Source organism: Mycolicibacterium madagascariense, assembly GCF_010729665.1.
Taxonomy (GTDB): domain Bacteria; phylum Actinomycetota; class Actinomycetes; order Mycobacteriales; family Mycobacteriaceae; genus Mycobacterium; species Mycobacterium madagascariense.
This window is the reverse complement of sequence record NZ_AP022610.1, coordinates 1,021,788-1,038,502: the sequence shown is the minus strand read 5'-3', so window position 1 is coordinate 1,038,502 and position 16,715 is coordinate 1,021,788. Positions and strand designations below refer to the sequence as shown.

The window sequence follows — 16,715 nt, the reverse complement described above, 5'->3', positions numbered from 1 at the left end:
GTCACAGGTCGACGACGACGGGACCGACGGGCTGCGCGCAGCAGATCAGGACGTTCCCCGCGGCCGGAAGATCAAGTGGCGCAGGGTCATAGCGCACACTCCCCGACAGCAGCGCGGTCTCACAGTTGTGGCACACACCCGTGCGGCACGACCAGCGGGTCGGCACGTCACACGCCTCGGCGAACTCCAGCAGGCTGGTGCTCGGCGGACCCCAGGGCGCGGAGAGCCCGCTGCGCGCGAAGCTCACCTCCGGGCCGGTGCCGAGTGGTCCGACGGCCGGGTGCGGCGGCACGGTCTGGGTGGCGATCCCCGGGGTGAGCGCCGCGACCGCGCCGAAGCGTTCGCTGTGAATGCGCCCGCTGTCGAGGCCCAGATCGGCCAGCGCGGAACCGAATTCGTCCATGAAGTCGACGGGCCCGCACAGATAGGCCTGCGCGTCGCGGGGTAGGTCGAGATGGCTCAGCACGTCGACCGACAGGCGTCCGCGGTCGGTGAAGTCGACACCCAGCCGGTCGTCGGGGCTCGGCTGGCTGTAGAAGACCCGAGACGCACTGTGCGACAGCCGATTCAGCAGAGCATTCGCCTCCTGCCGGAACGGATGCTCCGCGCCGCAGCGTGCGCCGTGCAGCCACCACACCGGCCGGGTCGACCCGGCCGCCGCCAACCCGTGCAGCATCGACAGCACCGGCGTGATGCCGACGCCGACCGAGAGCAGGATCACCGGCGCGTCACCGTCGGCCAGGAAGAACGCACCGCGGGGTGCGGCGACGTCGACGGAGTCTCCTGTCACGACCCGCGCGTGCACGTATTGGCTGACGGCACCGCGGGATTCGCGCTTGACCGCGATCCGGTAGCGGTCGGAGCCCGCGGCGTTGGACAGCGAGTAGTTGCGGATCGCCATCGCGCGGTCGAGACCGGCGGGCACCCGCAGCGCGACCGACTGACCGGCGAGCCAGCCCGGCAGCGCGGCGCCGTCGGGATCGGCCAGCACCAGCGACCGGACGTCGCTGCTCTCGTCGCGCACCTCCGCAACGCGCAGCGTGCGAAAGCCGGGCCAGGCCGGGGGTGGGACCGCGGCCGCGGCGGTCAGCCCGGTGTTGCCCGAGCCGTCGGACTGGGCGGCCAGATTGCCAAGGGAGGCTTGCCATCCCGGGCTCAGCGCGGGGATGCGCATGGCCCGCGCCAGCGCGTCGCGCGGGTGCCCGGGGAGGTACAGCAGGGCGTCCATCTCGGCGACCGTGACCTGTTCGGGGCCCGCCGCCACCTTGACGACCTCCTGCCCCGCGGCCACCTCCCCCTCGGTGAGCACCCGCAGGTAGAAACCCGGCCGGCGGTGGGCGACGAGCAGTGCCGCCATCGTCGGGACCCCGATGCGCAGCCCCGCGCGGTAGCACGTGACCCGCGGCTGAGTGACCTCGAAAACCGCTGAACCGATGCGGTATTGGTCTCCGATGCACACGTCGTCGTCGGGCAGGCCCTCGACGGTGAAGTTCTCCCCGAGCAGCCCGGGGGTCAGGTCGTCGCGCCCGAACTCCCGGGCCCAGTGCCGGTAGGAGTCGAGCTGGTAGACCAGCACCGCGCGGTTCTCACCGCCGTGGCCGCCGAGGTCGCCCTGCCCGTCGCCGTCGACGTTGAGGCGGCGCACCAGGCGCGGACCGGTCACGGGGTTCTTCCACGCGCCGGTGTAGACAGTGCGGTCGTGCCACGAAACATCCTGCCGCATACCGACGTTCACCGACACCAGCGTCGCCATGGCGTATCAGCCGTCGGTGAGCGAGAAGACCGGGATGACGCGGTCGGTCTTCTCCTGGTATTCGCCGAAGCCCGGCGCCCGCTCGACGATCGCAGCGTAGATGCGGTCGCGTTCCTCGCGCGGCAGCTCGTGGGCGACCGCGGGGCGCTGCGGGTCGGGGCCGATCTCGACCTTCACCTCGGGGTGGGCGCGCAGGTTGAAGACCCAGCCGGGGCTGGCGTCGCGGCCCGCCGCGGAGCCGACGACGTAGACCGTGTCGTCGATGTCGAAGTAGCCGATCAAATTCTCCCGCGGTGCGCCGCTCTTGGCGCCCGTCGAGGTCAGGATCAGCAGCGGAAAGCCTTCGAATTGCCCGCCGACCTTGCCGCCGTTGGCGCGGAACTCGGCGATGTTGCGCGCGTTGAACTCGCGCTCGGATTCCATCTCGTCTGCCATGCCCTCATGGTGGCAGAGTGCGCGCTCCCGCGGGCGAAGTCAGGCGGCGCCGAACACCAGCGCCACGTTGTACCCGCCGAAGCCGAAGCAGTCGGTGAGCGCGTAGCGGTAGTCGGCGCGCCGCGGCTCGCCCGCGACCACGTCGAGGTCGATGGCCGGGTCGAGGTGGTGCAGGTTGAGCGTGGGCGGCACGACCTGGTCGCGCAGCGCCTGCACGGTCAGCAGCGCGTCGATGGCGCCGGTCGCACCCCAGGCGTGGCCGAGCGCGGCGCGCGGCGCGTACACCGCCGGGCGGTTGCCGTCGAGCACCCGGTGCAGCGCGGTCGCCTCGGCGAGGTCGCCAGGACCGGTGCCCGGGGCGTGCGCGGTGACGAGGTCGATGTCCTCGGGTGAGATGCCCGCCAGGTCGATCGCGCGGCGGACGGCCCGCGCGGCGGACTCCCCCGTTGGGTCCTGCGCGACGACGTCGTAGCCATCGGAGGTGATGGCGGCGCCCATCAGCCGACCCAGGATCGTCGCGCCGCGGGCCGTGGCGTGCTCCTCGGTCTCGATCATCATGAGCGCCCCGCCCTCGCTGAAGACCGTGCCGTCGCGGTCGACGTCGAAGGGCCGGCATGCGGCGGTGGGGTCGTCGTTGTTGGTCGACAGCAGGCCGAGGTTGTTGAACGCGGCGATCGGCACCGCGGCGATCCAGGTGTCGATGCCCCCGCAGATCGCGAAGTCGGCGTCACCGAAGACGATGGCGCGCCAGGCCTCGGCGATGGCGGCCGCGCCCGACGAGTCCGCCATGAGCGGGGTGACGATGCCCGCCTTGGCCTTTCGTTCGAGACCGACCGCGGCCGACGCGGCGTTGGGCATGTACATCTGGATGGCCAGCGGCGAGACCGCCCGCATGCCCTTGGCCTTGAAGGTGTCGTACTGGGCGACGACCTCCTCCGAGGTGCCCAGGGCCAGCCCGATGGACACCATCAGCCGCGACGTGTCGACCTCGTCGAGACCGGTCTGGTCCCACAGCCGACGGCTGAGGATCGTCGACATCTTCTGCAGGTAGGACAGGCGGCGCAGCTCGACGCGGTTGAGGTGGTGGTCGAACTGCTCGCGCAGCTGCCCGCCGATGCGGACCGGCAGATCGAATTCCTCGACGAACGGCACGTCGAGCGGACGGATGCCGCTCTTGCCCTCCAGCAGTTGCTGCCAGGTGTCCTCGGCATCGGTGGCCATCGACGTGGTCGAGGTGACGGCGGTGACCACTACCTGGGGGAAACCCGCCCCCGTCCTCAGCGTTGTCATGACGTCCCATTGCCCCAATCGACTGCGTCCAACCGCGACGTCGTCGAGCCACACCCGATCGACCCCGCTCCGTGCTCCGCGAAATGATACGTCGCGGGGGGCGGCCCTCACCTGCTAGCTACCAGGGCACCGTCTTGCCGAACCGGTCGAGATACTCCAGGCCGGGCCGTTCGCGCTTGGCGATCAGCACGTCGACGACGGCGGGGATGGTCTCCTCGATCGTGAACGGGGCGTCGTCGCCGCCGAGCGCGGTGCGGATCCAGCCGGGCGCCATCAGGACGAAGGCGCGCTCGGTGTCGGCGTGGCGCGCGGCAAGGCTGCGCATCAGCATGTTGAGGGCGGCCTTGCTGGCGCGGTAGACCTCGCGCAGCCCGTTGGTGTTGTTCGTGATGCTGCCCTGCCCGGAGGACATCACGCCGATCAGCCCCGCCGGGCTCACCAGGTCCGCCAGTGCGTCGATGACCCGCATGGGACTCAGCGCGTTGGTCACCATCACGGTGACGAAGTCCTCGGTCGACACCTCGCCGATCGGGGTGTCCTCGGCGGTGGTCGTGCCCGCGTTGACGAACAGCGTGCCGAATTCCTTACCGGACAACCGCTCTCGCAGGGCGGCGATCTGATCGGGCTCGTTGATGTCGACGGTCTCGATGCCGACGCGGCCGGGGTTGGCCTCGGCCAGCGCGTGCACGTCGGTGCCCGTGGACCCGGCGCGCACGGTACCGACGACGTCCCACCCGCGGGTGAGGTACTCGGCGGCGATGGCGTGCCCGAGGCCGCGCGACGCCCCGATGATCAGGATGCTGCTCATGGCACCACCGTAGGCGCGGGGGTCACCGGGTGACGGCGCGGAAGGCGTCGACCAGGTGGGTGAGCACCTCGACGGCACGCTCGCGCTCTGCCGGCAGGGGCACCGCGACGCGGAAGTCGGTCACCCCGGCCTCGACGAGGTCCGGTACTGCCGCGGCCGTCGCGTCGTAGTCGATGCGACCGTCGGAGCGGACGACCCGCACCGTGCCCTGCACCTGCATTCCGCTGGGGTCGCCGCCGGCGTCGAGCACCGCCTGCTGCATCGCGGGGATCGACCCGCGCAGGTCGGCGAGATCCGGCCCCCACGGAATCCAGCCGTGCCCGAAGCGGGCCAGCCGACGCGCGACGGCCTTGTTGACGGTGCCGCTGATCCACAGCGGAACACCGCCCGGCTGAACGGGTTTCGGCATCTGGTGGATTCCCTCGAACGTCAGCTCGTCGGCATCGTAGGACGCCCGCTGCTGCGTCCACAGCGTCGTGCACACCTCAAGGGTGTGGTCGAGCAACCGGCCGCGGCCCTCAAACGGCAGCCCGCACGCGTCGTACTCCTCGCGCTGCCACCCGACGCCGACGCCGACGTCCAGACGGCCGCCGCTGATCACGTCGAGCGTGGCGAGCTGTTTCGCCAGGACCGCCGGACGACGAAGCGCCGCAAGCAGTATCGACGTGCCCAGCCGTAGCCGCGTGGTGGCCGCGGCGATGGCGGTCAGCACGGCGATGGGCTCGAGCCAGGCACCGTCGGGACCGGTGGGTTGCCGCCCGCCCGCGGTGCCGCCACGCGACGGATCACCGTAGGCCGCGAAGTCCTCCCCGAATGCGACGTGGTCGGACACGACGACGCGGTCGACGCCCGCCTCGTCCATGGCCGTGGCCAGCGCGAGGGTGGCCGGCCAGTCGTGGTGCGGACCGTCGGTATAGGTGGTCAGGTATACCGACAGCTCGGGGTGAGTCACACCGCGATTGTGCCCGACGGGCGCCGTCGCGAACTAGGGTTCATCCATGAGCGACGTCGAGATGCAGGTGAACACCCTCTACCGCTATCCGGTGAAGTCGATGCTCGGCGAGACGGTCGACGCGTTCGCCGTCGGCCCGGGGGGCGTCGAGCACGACCGGCGGCTGGCCCTCATCGACCAGGCGACCGGTCGGGTGGCCAGCGCCAAGCAGGCCCGCCTCTGGCGCTCGCTGCTGAAGTGTTGTGCCACAGCCGATTCCGGCCGTGTCAGCATCCGCCTGCCCGACGGGGCGCAGATCTCGGCCGACGCCGACGACGTCGACGCCCGGCTCTCCGAACTGGTGTCCCGCCAAGTGCATCTCACCGACCGCCGACCGGCGGGAGCGTCGCTGGAGCGAGCCGACCCGGATCAGGTGCTCGATCGCGGCGAGGATGCCGAGGTCGACGCGCCGCTGCTGGAGTTGGGCCAGGCCACGCCGGGCGACTCCTTCACCGACTACGCGCCCATTCACGCCATCACGACCGCGACCCTGGAGCACATCGGCACCGAGGCGGTGCGCTACCGGCCCAACCTGGTGATCTCCACACCGCCGGGATTTCCGCCGTACGCCGAGAACGACTGGGTCGGGCGCCCGCTGGTGGTGGGTCAGGCACGGCTGCGGGCCGTGTGCCCGACGCCGCGGTGCGCCATTCCCACGCTGGAGCACGGCGAGTTGGGCCGGGCGCCGCACGCGCTGCGGACGCCGGCGGCCGAGAACCGGGTCGCCGCACTCGATTTCGGCGTGCTGCCCTGTGCGGGCGCCTACTTCGAGGTGCTGACGCCGGGCACGATCCGGGTCGGAGACCCCGTCGTCCTGGCGTGAGACCGCGCCTTGCGTCGAGGTTCGCTGCGGTGAGGTAGCCCGGCGCGTGAGTCGTGTCGGACCCTGGCGGTACCGTGAAGGTGGAAGTCGAAGGGTTGACCCACGGATGCGTCGACGATCCCCGTGTCAGCCGGTGCTCCTCGTGACGATCCGAGTGAGTCGCCCGCGCATCAACCCCCACCGCTGGACCCGCGAGGTCGAGTCCGCCGCTACGACGGCGCATTCCCCCTCGCGGACCGAGGCCGTCAAGAGAAGGAGAGGGTCATGCCCCCATCGAGTGAACCGAAGGGTTACGACGTCATCGGCGACGTCCACGGCTGCGCGGCGGAACTGCACGAGCTGTTGCACCTCCTCGGCTACCGAGTGGACGAGTCGTCCGGCGCCTACGCACATCCCGAGCGCCAGGCGATCTTCGTGGGCGACCTGGTCGACCGCGGCCCCGGGCAGCTCGACGTCCTCCAGACCGTCCGGCGGATGACCGACCACGGCAGTGCCCGCGTCGTCATGGGCAATCACGAATTCAATGCGATCGCCTACGCCACGGCGAACCCCGACGAGCCTGGCGAATTCCTGCGCCGCCACAGCGGCAAGAACACGAACCAGCACAGGGCGTTCCTCGACCAGCTCGACGACGACTCGCGTGCGGACTACCTCGACTGGTTCCTGTCCATGCCGATGTGGCTGGACCTCGGCCCGATCCGGGTGGTTCACGCTTGCTGGCACGAACCGTCGATGCGCGTCGTGAAGGATGCGCTGGGCTCGGAGCGGTTCACCACGCGCGACCAGCTGGTGCGCGCCTCCACGAAGGGCGATCCCCTCTACGACGCCGTCGAAGTGCTGCTGAAGGGGCCGGAGCTCGACCTCGCGGCGTACGGCCAGCCGCCCTACTACGACAAGGACGGCGCGGTCCGCGGCAAGGCGCGGGTCGCGTGGTGGCGCGACGGTGCGTCGACACTGCACGAGTTGTCCGTCATGGACAGCAATTTCATGACGGCCGACGGCGAGCCCTATCCCCCGCTTCCCGACATCGAGGTGCCGGCGCGCGATCGGTCCTTCGCCTACGCCGGGGACGTACCGGTGTTCTACGGCCACTACTGGCGCCGGGGACGTCCGCAACGTGGCGCCGATTTCACGGACCACACGGCGTGCGTCGACTTCAGTGCGATCAAGACGGGCGCGCTCGTCGCCTACCGGTGGAGCGGCGAAACCACGATCCGCGAGCAGCACTACGTCAACGTGAAGGCGTGAGCGGAGAGCGTTCGCCGGCCGTCACGACCGTTCAGGTTTCCCGACGCTGAGAGTCGCTCCGATCGACGACCGCATGGCGCCGGGTGGATGGTCCCTCGTGCCCACCTCTGAGCGAAAACGGCATCGGTGTGGTCGGGCAGGCGGTCTCGCCCGCCATCCACGCGACCGTCCGACGAGACCCGCATCGACCAATGCTCCTGCAGGAAATGCACTTTCACGATCGTACGAGGCGGTCGTGATCCCCGCCGAGGGCGCGACCAACGCGAGCGACGGAACACAACACCCCGCCAACCGCGCCTAACAGCAAATATTACGTAAGACGAACATGCGTTTGCCGCATGATTCCCTGGGTAAGAACCTCGTGTCACGCGGGTTGAACGCCGAAGGGAAGCACGAATGAGGATCAAGAACGCCACGCGAATCGCCGGAGTCGTCGTCGGAGCGACCACGCTGTTCAGTACCTTCGCCGTGGCGCCCGCCTACGCGATCAACAACATCAAGAACTTCGGCGTGCAGGAGACCTTGAAGAACTTCGTCACCCTCGGCGACTTCAACAGCGAAATCGGTTACACCGTCAAGAATCTCAGGCCGAGCCGCGACCCCGTGCCGTACCCGGTGGCGGGCCGGCTCTACGAGGCCAACGTCACCACCACCGCCGTCGTGGGTACGGTCTTCCCGCAGATCGTCGACTTCGTCGCCCGCACTCCGGGAGGTACCGACTACCGGGTGCTGGCGAACGTCTCCACCCTGAGCGGCGCACCCCTCGGCCAAGGCGCCACGGCCGACGGAAAGCTCTACTTCGACGTCGTGGGAGACAACCCCGACAGCGTCATCTACAACGCCGACACGCAGGACCTGTTGGGCTGGGTGGGACCCCAGCCGATCGAGCCCGGGCAGATCACGCCGGGAACGGACAGTAGCGGCGGAACGTCCTCGAGCACGGATGGCGGCGGAGATACGAGCGTGAACGGTTCGACGGGTCCCAACCTGGCCACGCCCCCACCGGTGAGCAACGGCGTGCAGAACGGACCCTATGGCCCGTCTGGCAGCACACCGCCCGTCGGCAACAACCACTAGAGGTGATTGACTGACTCACCATGGCAGTCAGTGAATCTCGCGAAGTCACGATCGAGGCAACCCCCGACGAGATCATGGCGGTGCTGATCGATCTGGAATCCCTCGTCGAATGGTCGTCGGCGCACCAGGAGATCGAGATCCTGGAGCGTGACGACGAGGGCCGGCCGAGCAAGTCGCGCCAGGTCGTCAAGATCGTCGGGGTCAGCGACGAGCAGTTGCTCGACTACACCTTCCATCCCGACGGCGTGAGTTGGACGCTGGTGAAGTCCAAGCAGCAACGTGCGCAGGAGGGTCGCTACACGCTGACGCCCGACGGGGCCTCCACCGTGGTCCGGTTGGACCTGATGGTCGACCTGTTCGCGCCGCTGCCTGGCTTCCTCATCAAGAAGGGCGCCTCCGGTTTGATGTCCACGGCGACCGACGGACTGCGCAAGCGAGTGATGGCGGTGAAGAAACGCGGGTAGCTCGCGTTCGGGCTGCCTTGGTTGCACGGCGGCCTTGCCTGCACGCGGGCAGGCGTCTTCGCGAGACGTACGTCTGCAGGTCGATGTGCCATCGAGGCACTAGGACCGATCCGCACCCTAGGGTCGTTGGAACGCGCCAACGCTTCCTCATCACGACCGTGACGGGCAATTCGACCTAGCGCCACGGCCGTGGCCACAGCGCAAGCCCCCGACGTGTCGGTAGCTCCAGCTACATTTCGGCCATGTCAGCCAGGCGTCGCTCGCGGACGAGCGGAAGAAACACCGGCGGGGCGGCGGCCCTGTTCGGGGTCTTGCTCGTCATCGGATTGATCGTGAAGTTCTTCTGGTGGTTGCTCGCCGCGGCGGCAGCCGTCGGGCTCTTCTTCGCAGCGCGCGCGGTGACCCGCCACGTCCAAGAGCGTCGCGCGGCGGCCAGGCGTGAGGCCGAGGAGATCGCCTACCGCGCGGACCGGCAGAACCGGCTGGCGCAGCGTGGTGACGCCCGGGGCGTGTACGGCGTCGAAGGCGCAGCACTCATGCGCGACTTCTCTCCTCAGCCGCCACCCGTGCCGCCGGACGGAACGATCGCCGGGGTCGCGAACACCGCCGGCGAGCTGACGACCCTGCTCGCAGACAAACCGCCCGGTTGGCGATGGGCGGTGTTCGCATCCGTCCTGGTGCAGCGGCAGGCCACGGTGCGATCGCGTGTGCGCGACGTGCGACTCGGCTATGCGACACCGAGCGGGCGCGCGAGTAGCGGTGCGGAGGTCGCGCGCTTCGTCACCGCCAGGATGGACGAACTGGTGAAGCTCGTCGGTCAGACCGAGGCGTTCATGCAGACGCCGGCCTTCATGGAGGTGTTCGGGCACCGCGACGACGAGAGCACCGCGGACGCCGAGGGCATCGTGCAGGTCGCCAACCGGCTGATGGACTATCACGATCGCTTCCTCGCGCTGGCCGAGGAGTGCCGAGACCTAGACACCCCGACGACGTTCTCGGGCCTGATGCGTGACTGCTGTCGGCTGATGTCCATTCCGTTGGACGGTTACGAGACGTTCATCGACGACTTCACCGACTGCATCGCCCGGATGCCGGATCTGATGCGTCTCGGCAGCGGAACCGTTGCGGCCGAACCCATTTCGCTACACATGAGCGTCGACGACGAGCTCCTGAAGCGCGTCACCCGCCAGGTGCGGGCGGCGGCGAAGTAGCGGTCGCGTTGGGGAAGAGCCATGTCGGCGGGTGGACGTCGTCATCGCCGAATTCGGTGGCCTGCTCGATCAGCTGTCGCTTGTAGCCCAGGCTCAGCTCGTCGATCTTGGCGATAGCTCCTTCGGTGAGTTCCCGACGAATTCTGCTGTGCGCGTGGGCGAAGGGTACGTAGGCGCGCAGCAGCGCGGGGGCGTCCAGCGTGATCTCCAGTGGGACATACTGGCTGGCGTCAGGGTGACGCAAGATGCTCGAGATGCGCCAGATGCTCCACCGGGACGGGTCGCCGCAGCCGGTATCGCATAGTCCGCTCAGGAGGTCGCGGTAGTCGGGGTCACGAAAGGGTGCACCGGATGGCGATGCGAAGAACCCGTCGAGCATCTCGGAGACCTCGTCCTCATCCCCCGCGGGCGGCATGAACGGGCGGCCTCCGGCCGGAAGCTTGGCGATCACCCACTTCAGCAGCGGTAGGGCGGGGCGACACTCTATGAGCACGAACATCGGTCCGAGCCGCAGTCCGTGCTCGAGCCACGAACGGACGTCGGCAGGCTCCATGTCCTCCCATTCCCGTCCCGTTTCATTGATGACCCGGCCAATCGGTTCCGGCAGCAGGATGAAGTCCGTCAGCGTGGACAGCCCTAGATGGTAGAGATACGCATACAGTGTCAGCTCGCGCGCACCGGGCACGCGAAGTCCGAGCAGCAACTCGTGGGCGTCGCCGAACTCGTCGGGCAGCCGCGCGACCCGGTGCACCTCGACCCGCGGCAGGTCGACGATCCACCTCGGCAGCCAGTCCCTTCGCGTCGACACCTCCCCTCGGCAACGCTCCCGCAGCGCCGCGTCGTCGAGAATCAGTTCGGCGAACACGGCGAGCAGGGCGGTCGCCTCGCGACAGTGCAGCTGGGCGAGGGTGTTGACGAACTTGCACAAGCCGTCCGCCCTCTCCGCGTCGTCCTTGAGGTCGAGCACGCCGATCAACAGGCTCGCCATGTCGAGGAGGGCCACAGGGTGTTTGGCCAGTGCACTGCGAATGGTGGTGACCAAGACGTTGTCGTCGTTTTCGGTGGGTCGGCGCTTCCGCGCACGGCGGATGTCTCGCCGCTTCTGTTTGGCAGCGCGGAGCCTGCGTGCATCGTTCATGCGGCGAAAACTACCCACGGCCACCGACACGTCGGCGGCTGACGTTAGCCAGCGAATGCGGCTGCGCGAGTTGGTTGTTCGCCTGCGTGAAGGGGGTTCGGTGCGGCGGCTAAGGTCTCTCCGCGTGACGATCTGATCTGCCGGGCGACAGGCAGGAGTGCCGACCGGTTCCGTCAGGCGCCCGGGCCGAAGCGCGTCACCAGTCGTGACCGCATTCCTTGCAACCCCACCTCTCGGGCCCCAAGCAGCACCCGGCCGCCCAACGCCACGGCGGGATGTTGGCGTGGTCGGACGGCATGCCGTAGAAGAGACTCGCGGTGCGGCGCGCGCCGCACTCGGGGCACCCTGGGTATTGCGCGAACTTGAAGTCGACGAACCTGGTGTGCCCCTCGGCGGCCATCCGCCCGTGACAGCGGGTGCACATCACGGCAGGCCAGTCGTCGACAGCCGAGTCGGGCGCCAACCGCATGCGGTGGTCGACGGTGTGGACGAAGATCTCCTTGCGGGCGCCCTCGCCGGTGAGGTCGATCTGTTGGTCGCAGCCATCGCAATACCCGCCGAACCGCAGCAGGGTCCGCGCCGCGGCCATCGTGTTGCGACCGAAGCGGCTCTCCGGCGCGCAGAAGTAGCGGCACTCCTCCAGCGACAGTTCCAGCTTGATCGCGTCGTCGCCGTCAAAGGACCAGGCATTCGCGGCCCGGGGTTCGAGGCCGAGCACCTTCCCAATCGTGGACAGCTCCAACAGGTTCGGGTCGTACAGGGCCCCGTCGAACACTGCCTCTGCAAGGTGATTCTCGGCCTTGACGCGCGCCACGTCGGCCAACACCGAGGGCGGGTCCGTGTTGAGCACGAAAACGACCGTGTCGCCCTCCTTCGCCTCCGTCGTTCCGTAACGCCATGGCCGATACGGCGACCGCGGCTCGACAAGGGCGATCACCGCGTCCTTCCAATCCATTGATTGGGCGATGTGCAGACGGTGCCGAACGAGTTGCTCCATCGCCTCATCATTTCAGCCGGGTACGACAATTCGATGCTGGCATGAGTTGCTCTGGTCGGGTGGAAGTCTTGGGCCCCGAGGCGAGCCCGGCGTCCTGTCAAGCTACTTCTAGGACAGCGCAATGTTGAGGCGGCGGGCGAGATCCTGACCGCCGACCTCACGGATGAAGTTCGGGTCACCGCAAACAACGAGTTGGTCTCGCGCTCTGGACAATCCGACGTACAGCCGCTCCCGCGACCGCTCGAACTTGGCGTCCTCGTTGACGACGAGCACGACGGCCCGCCGCTCGAGACCCTTGAAGCCGAGGACGTGGCCGTAGAACACCTGCTCGGCGTCCCAGAAGGTATCCCAGTAGGCCTTGTGCCCGTCGCGCTGACGCTCAGCCTGTTCGGGATGCCGGCTGCCGGTAGTCAACAGCGCGAGATCCTCTGGCCGCCAACCCTCTTCGAGGAGAAGATCGATCTGATCGTCTCCGACGCCGAGCGCGTCGTCGCGATCGCACGGCACGAACGTGACGGCCGGACCCTCGCCGCCCAGGAACTTCATCGGGCTGTCGACGAGCGGTTGGAACGCGTTCGCGATCTGGCGGGTGTTGCGCAGGTTGTGGTCGAGGATGAGCGGGGCCAATGGCACGGGCGGTGAGCCGTGCCGGTTGAAGACGCGCTGACCCTCGTCGCTGAACACGTAGATGCCGCCCTCAACGGGATCCTTCAGGGCAGCGAGCAGCGGGTCCCACCACGCATCCGCAAAGTCCTGCGCCTCGTCGACGACGATCGAGTCGAAGCGGTGTCCCGGCTCGAGTTCAGCTGCGAGGTCGGCCATTTGGAGCGGGAGGTCGTGTTCCCAGTGGACCAACGACCGCTGGCGCTCGACGCTTCACCGCGTGACCCCGGTTCTCAGCCGCGACAACGTGATTCGGCGTCGTCGCTCGGTGCCCTTCTTCCACGAGGGCAACTACGACGCGCTCGTCGAGTGCCTGCCGACGTGCACCGGGCCCGAGAACCCGCCGCGCTACGGGCCGATCACCGGCGGGGAGCACGTGCTCGCCAAGACCATGTCGGGTCGGCTGCTCGAGGCCGGCGGCGCGGAGTCCACCCTGGGCGACCGCGCCGGTGCGGTGATCGCCGGGGGCGTGCAGGGCTGACGCGGCCTGGCGGATGTGCCTCGGATGGGGCGCTACGGCCGGGCCGCACCTCAGGGTCGCGGATTGGCCGATCCGCGCGGTCTGGACAGCCGTGGCGTGCGAATGGCGGTTAGGGTCCCACGCGCGTCATCGTCCGGGAGAGGCACGGAAGAGGTCCGAGGAGGTGGGGCGGGGTGCGGCGGCTTCCGGCGGAGCCCGATCATCCAGCGCCGGTTCGGCCGCCGAGACCGACGATCGCGCGCCGGGCGTCGTCGAGGGTCTGCTCGATGTGCTTGAGGCTGACGGCCACGGCGCGCTCCGCGTCGCGGCGGCGGTAGGCCCGGATCAGGGCGGCATGGTCCCGGTCGCCTCGGCGCCGGGTGCCCGCCGAGGCGCCGAGGGACACCGCGACGTACAGCGTCGACAGGTTCGACATTCGGTTGATGACGTCCTGCAGGTGCGTGCGACGCGACGCCGCGGTGAGGACGTGGTGGAAGCGACGGTTGAACTCGACCCACTCGGCGTGGTCGGTGGCGGACTCCATCTGGGCGGCGATCGACTCGGCCTCCGAGATCTCCGCGTCGGTGATGCGGGCGACGGCCTCGCGCACCGCGGGCGGGGTGAGGAGGAACCGGATCTGGTAGATCTCCTCGAGTTCCGCCAGCGTCGGCGTGTGGACCGTGGCCCCGCGGTAGGCGTCGAAGTCCACCAGGCCCTCGGCGACCAAGTCCCGCAACGCTTCTCGCACCGGCGTGACGCTCACGTGCAGCGAGCGGGCGAGGTCGGCTTGCACCAGCCGCGTGCCCGGCGGCAACACCCCGGTCAGCATGGCCCGGCGCAGCTCGTCGATGACCGCGACGTGCGCGGTGCGGGCGGTCGACCCGTGGAGGTCGATCGCGCCCAACCCGTCCACGGTTCCGCCCAACGGTTCACCCCTTCCCGCACCGGCCTGTGCTGGACTGACCCTATCCCCTGCAGATGGGAGGACCGGCGAGCCGTTTCACCCCCCCAGCTGCATGGGGGACGCTCGGGGTGCGACGCGATGCTCGGCTAAGCCGAGCCCCACTCCAACGCCGGCTCCGCGGAGTCGACGTGCCCGTTGCTGATGATCGTCAGCTCGTCGGGGCGCACCTGGTAGCGGGCCCCGTCGGCCGGATTCACCGCGTCGAACCCGTCGCCCGTCGGTACGGCGTTCGCGATCTTGACGTTGGCTCCGTCGCTCAGACGCTCACCGTGGTAGTAGAAGTCTCCCGACGAGGTCCGGCAGATCACGGCCAGCGACGACGCCGTCCGGATCGCCGACTGCAGTGAGTCGCCGGCATCGCAGCGCGCCGCGTGGTCGACGAACCCCTGCGCGTCGACGTCCGACAGCCCCGCCAGCGGCGCCGACGACGGGCTCGAGGTCGTGGTCGACGCACTGGCGGTCGAGGGCGGCGGCGCGGCCAGCGGGGTCTTTGGTGACGACGGCGTCGAGCCGCCCGTGAACACGATCGCTGCAGCGAGCCCCGCCGCCAGCGCGAACATCGCCACCGTGCCCGCCAGCAACGCCTTTTGCGTCCCGCTGAACCGGGACCGGGCGACCGGTGCCACCGGCGGGACGGGCGCGTAGGGCGGCGGTGGCGCGTCGAATTGCCGCGTCCGCATCGGCGGCTGTCCGACGGCGACGGGCCGGGCCGACGCGGCTGCCGCCGCCGCGCGCGCCAATTCGCCCGCCGAGGCGTACCGGTCCGCGGGGTCCTTGGCCATCCCGGTGGCGATCACGGCGTCGAACGCCGGGTTGAGGCCGGGCCTGGCCACGCTCGGCCGCGGCGGTGGCGCGAACACGTGAGCGCTCATCACCGCCCGCAGGTCCGCCGCCTCGAACGGCGCGCGACCGGTCAGGCACTCGTACAGCAGGCACGTCAGCGAATACACGTCCGACGCCGGGCCGCCGGGTTTGCCGCTGAGCCGTTCGGTGGCCATGTACGCGCACGACCCCATGACGAGGCCCGTCTTGGTCACCGACGCCTCGCCGCCGCCGTGGGCAATGCCGAAGTCGACGAGGTAGGCGAAGTCGTCGGAGGTGAGCAGCACGTTCTCCGGCTTGATGTCGCGGTGGACCAGCCCGTTGGCGTGCGCGGCGTCCAGGGCCGACGCCACCTGGGAGACGATCCACACCGCCCGCGCCGGCGGCAGCACCCCGTGGGCGCGCAGTTCGCCCTTGACGCTGCCGCCCTCGACGAGGCGCATGTCGATGAAGAGCACGCCGTCGATCTCGCCGAAGTCGTGCACCGGGATGACGTGCGGCTCCTGCAGCCGAGCCGTGATCCGCGATTCGCGACGGAACCGCTCCTGGAAGCTCGGGTCGGCGGCCATGTCGGCGCGCAGCAACTTCAGCGCGACGGTGCGCCCCCGGACGGTGTCGTACGCCCGGTACACCTCGCCCATCCCGCCGAGGCCGATCAATTCCTGAAGCTCGTAGGGCCCGAACTGCGTGCCGAGCCGCGAGCCGGCACCCCGGGAGCCCATACGTCATCCTCCCTCGCCGCTACCGCACCAGCCGGTTCTTTGGGGCCAGCGTACAGGTCGGCCCGACGAGGGGCGGTCCAGCAAAATCGTCAACCGGTGCCGCCGGCGATGTTAGCTAGCACGTGGTTTGGCTGCGAAAGGAACTCTCAGTACCCTTGACCGGAACCAGTCAGACATTTGCTAGGAGACCACCGTGCGCGACGACATCGCCATCGTGCTCCGCACCTGTGCCGACTGCGGCTTCCCGATCCGCGCGACCATCGTCGCCTCGTGCCCGTACTGCGCGGCACCCCCGGACGCCGGGTCGCAGTGTCAGGCGCTCTACGGCCTCTCACTGACCAGCCTGCAACGCCTGCGGCTCTCGCTGAGGGCAGCGCCGGACACCCGCCTCCGGACGGTTCTCGACGTCCTCGTCGCGCTGTACGCGATCTCCGACGAGCCGGCCACACCCGCACAGCTGACCGAAGTCGTCGACAAGGTGGCCGCCGACCGGCTGGGCGAGTTGCCGCTACCGAGACGCAGCCCGTGCTTCTGCCACTCCGGGCGTCGCTACCAGAAGTGCCACGGCCGCAGAGCGCGCTAGTTGCAGAAGTGCAGCAACCCCAGCGGACCGGTCACGCACCCACCGCCGTAGCCGTTGTATCCGCCGTAGCCGTAGTAGGGCGGCGGTGGCGGCGGCGCGTATCCGCCCCAGGCCGGTCCGCCCCAGCCGTGCCCGTGTCCCCAGTACGGGTCGGCGTTGGCCACCCCGGCGCCGGCGCCGAGCGCGGCCAGCCCGAGGGAGCCCGCGATGGCCGCTCCCGCTGCGATCTTCTTGACGTCGAACATGGCGCACCTCTTCCAAAGCCG

General features: G+C 69.3%; 17 protein-coding genes and 1 pseudogene. 7 read left to right on the top strand and 11 right to left on the bottom strand.

The features are described from left to right. Position 1: 1 nt before the first annotated feature. From G6N60_RS04885 to G6N60_RS04865, 5 genes are all read right to left on the bottom strand, one after another. Positions 2 to 1,753: an MOSC and FAD-binding oxidoreductase domain-containing protein gene (locus tag G6N60_RS04885; RefSeq protein ID WP_163733332.1), complete on the bottom strand. Its 1,752-nt coding sequence runs from the start codon at positions 1,751 to 1,753 to the stop codon at positions 2 to 4. A 6-nt stretch (positions 1,754 to 1,759) separates the two neighbouring features. Then, positions 1,760 to 2,188 (bottom strand): nitroreductase family deazaflavin-dependent oxidoreductase, encoded by a 429-nt coding sequence (locus G6N60_RS04880; protein ID WP_163733329.1) that lies wholly within the window; start codon positions 2,186 to 2,188, stop codon positions 1,760 to 1,762. 39 nt (positions 2,189 to 2,227) lie between these two features. Next, positions 2,228 to 3,478 carry a KasA/KasB family beta-ketoacyl-ACP synthase gene (locus G6N60_RS04875; protein WP_163733325.1) on the bottom strand — a complete coding sequence of 417 codons (1,251 nt, stop codon included), beginning with the start codon at positions 3,476 to 3,478 and terminating at the stop codon, positions 2,228 to 2,230. A 118-nt stretch (positions 3,479 to 3,596) separates the two neighbouring features. Continuing rightward, positions 3,597 to 4,286 carry an SDR family NAD(P)-dependent oxidoreductase gene (locus G6N60_RS04870; RefSeq protein ID WP_163733322.1) on the bottom strand — a complete coding sequence of 230 codons (690 nt, stop codon included), beginning with the start codon at positions 4,284 to 4,286 and terminating at the stop codon, positions 3,597 to 3,599. Between the two features lie 22 nt (positions 4,287 to 4,308). After that, on the bottom strand, positions 4,309 to 5,238 hold the full coding sequence (locus G6N60_RS04865) for a TIGR03619 family F420-dependent LLM class oxidoreductase (RefSeq protein ID WP_163733319.1): 930 nt from the start codon (positions 5,236 to 5,238) through the stop codon (positions 4,309 to 4,311). 46 nt (positions 5,239 to 5,284) lie between these two features. Here G6N60_RS04865 and G6N60_RS04860 point away from each other — a divergent pair, with 46 nt between their 5' ends. The 5 genes from G6N60_RS04860 (at position 5,285) to G6N60_RS04840 (ending at position 10,100) form a co-directional block, all read left to right on the top strand. Then, on the top strand, positions 5,285 to 6,100 hold the full coding sequence (locus G6N60_RS04860) for an MOSC domain-containing protein (RefSeq protein WP_163733316.1): 816 nt from the start codon (positions 5,285 to 5,287) through the stop codon (positions 6,098 to 6,100). A gap of 264 nt (positions 6,101 to 6,364) precedes the next feature. Beyond that, entirely contained in the window at positions 6,365 to 7,348 is a 984-nt protein-coding gene (locus G6N60_RS04855; RefSeq protein WP_163733313.1) for a metallophosphoesterase, read from the top strand. 396 nt (positions 7,349 to 7,744) lie between these two features. After that, positions 7,745 to 8,425, top strand: coding sequence for a DUF1942 domain-containing protein (locus G6N60_RS04850; protein WP_163733309.1), 681 nt, complete (start codon positions 7,745 to 7,747; stop codon positions 8,423 to 8,425). A gap of 20 nt (positions 8,426 to 8,445) precedes the next feature. Continuing rightward, the gene (locus G6N60_RS04845) at positions 8,446 to 8,889 is read left to right on the top strand and encodes an SRPBCC family protein (protein ID WP_163733306.1); all 444 of its coding nucleotides are present in this window, start codon (positions 8,446 to 8,448) and stop codon (positions 8,887 to 8,889) included. Between the two features lie 242 nt (positions 8,890 to 9,131). After that, the gene (locus G6N60_RS04840) at positions 9,132 to 10,100 is read left to right on the top strand and encodes a hypothetical protein (RefSeq protein ID WP_246240315.1); all 969 of its coding nucleotides are present in this window, start codon (positions 9,132 to 9,134) and stop codon (positions 10,098 to 10,100) included. On the opposite strand, the gene G6N60_RS04835 is transcribed toward G6N60_RS04840, so the two are convergent. The 3 genes and pseudogenes from G6N60_RS04835 to G6N60_RS04825 all read right to left on the bottom strand — a co-directional run. Beyond that, a complete protein-coding gene (locus G6N60_RS04835) occupies positions 10,069 to 11,268 on the bottom strand; it encodes a hypothetical protein (protein ID WP_163733302.1) in 1,200 nt (399 codons plus the stop codon). The genes G6N60_RS04840 and G6N60_RS04835 overlap by 32 nt on opposite strands. A gap of 166 nt (positions 11,269 to 11,434) precedes the next feature. Beyond that, complete coding sequence (locus G6N60_RS28480) at positions 11,435 to 12,088, bottom strand: hypothetical protein (protein ID WP_246240312.1); 654 nt, start codon at positions 12,086 to 12,088, stop codon at positions 11,435 to 11,437. Positions 12,089 to 12,343: 255 nt separating this feature from the next. Continuing rightward, positions 12,344 to 13,084 (bottom strand): annotated as a pseudogene (locus tag G6N60_RS04825) (ATP-binding domain-containing protein); the annotation flags it as partial. Positions 13,085 to 13,118: 34 nt separating this feature from the next. On the opposite strand from G6N60_RS04825, the gene G6N60_RS04820 reads away from it, so the two are divergent. After that, entirely contained in the window at positions 13,119 to 13,379 is a 261-nt protein-coding gene (locus tag G6N60_RS04820) for a hypothetical protein (RefSeq protein ID WP_163733300.1), read from the top strand. A 199-nt stretch (positions 13,380 to 13,578) separates the two neighbouring features. Here G6N60_RS04820 and G6N60_RS04815 read toward each other — a convergent pair whose 3' ends face one another. Further along, positions 13,579 to 14,283 (bottom strand): GntR family transcriptional regulator, encoded by a 705-nt coding sequence (locus tag G6N60_RS04815; RefSeq protein WP_163733297.1) that lies wholly within the window; start codon positions 14,281 to 14,283, stop codon positions 13,579 to 13,581. Between the two features lie 125 nt (positions 14,284 to 14,408). Next, positions 14,409 to 15,866: a serine/threonine-protein kinase gene (locus tag G6N60_RS04810; protein WP_163733294.1), complete on the bottom strand. Its 1,458-nt coding sequence runs from the start codon at positions 15,864 to 15,866 to the stop codon at positions 14,409 to 14,411. Positions 15,867 to 16,059: 193 nt separating this feature from the next. On the opposite strand from G6N60_RS04810, the gene G6N60_RS04805 reads away from it, so the two are divergent. Beyond that, positions 16,060 to 16,449 (top strand): SEC-C metal-binding domain-containing protein, encoded by a 390-nt coding sequence (locus tag G6N60_RS04805; protein ID WP_163733291.1) that lies wholly within the window; start codon positions 16,060 to 16,062, stop codon positions 16,447 to 16,449. Here the strand turns inward: G6N60_RS04805 and G6N60_RS04800 are convergent. Further along, the gene (locus tag G6N60_RS04800) at positions 16,446 to 16,694 is read right to left on the bottom strand and encodes a hypothetical protein (RefSeq protein WP_163733288.1); all 249 of its coding nucleotides are present in this window, start codon (positions 16,692 to 16,694) and stop codon (positions 16,446 to 16,448) included. The two genes, G6N60_RS04805 and G6N60_RS04800, sit on opposite strands and share 4 nt — an antisense overlap. Positions 16,695 to 16,715 lie beyond the last annotated feature (21 nt).

Coding starts and splice junctions, on each gene's coding strand:
- G6N60_RS04810 (WP_163733294.1), bottom strand. CDS start 15,866: ATGGGCTCCCGGGGTGCCGGCTCGCGGCTCGGCACGCAGTTCGGGCCC.
- G6N60_RS04870 (WP_163733322.1), bottom strand. CDS start 4,286: ATGAGCAGCATCCTGATCATCGGGGCGTCGCGCGGCCTCGGGCACGCC.
- G6N60_RS04845 (WP_163733306.1), top strand. CDS start 8,446: ATGGCAGTCAGTGAATCTCGCGAAGTCACGATCGAGGCAACCCCCGAC.
- G6N60_RS04800 (WP_163733288.1), bottom strand. CDS start 16,694: ATGTTCGACGTCAAGAAGATCGCAGCGGGAGCGGCCATCGCGGGCTCC.
- G6N60_RS04850 (WP_163733309.1), top strand. CDS start 7,745: ATGAGGATCAAGAACGCCACGCGAATCGCCGGAGTCGTCGTCGGAGCG.
- G6N60_RS04860 (WP_163733316.1), top strand. CDS start 5,285: ATGAGCGACGTCGAGATGCAGGTGAACACCCTCTACCGCTATCCGGTG.
- G6N60_RS04840 (WP_246240315.1), top strand. CDS start 9,132: ATGTCAGCCAGGCGTCGCTCGCGGACGAGCGGAAGAAACACCGGCGGG.
- G6N60_RS04855 (WP_163733313.1), top strand. CDS start 6,365: ATGCCCCCATCGAGTGAACCGAAGGGTTACGACGTCATCGGCGACGTC.
- G6N60_RS04875 (WP_163733325.1), bottom strand. CDS start 3,478: ATGACAACGCTGAGGACGGGGGCGGGTTTCCCCCAGGTAGTGGTCACC.
- G6N60_RS04880 (WP_163733329.1), bottom strand. CDS start 2,188: ATGGCAGACGAGATGGAATCCGAGCGCGAGTTCAACGCGCGCAACATC.
- G6N60_RS04885 (WP_163733332.1), bottom strand. CDS start 1,753: ATGGCGACGCTGGTGTCGGTGAACGTCGGTATGCGGCAGGATGTTTCG.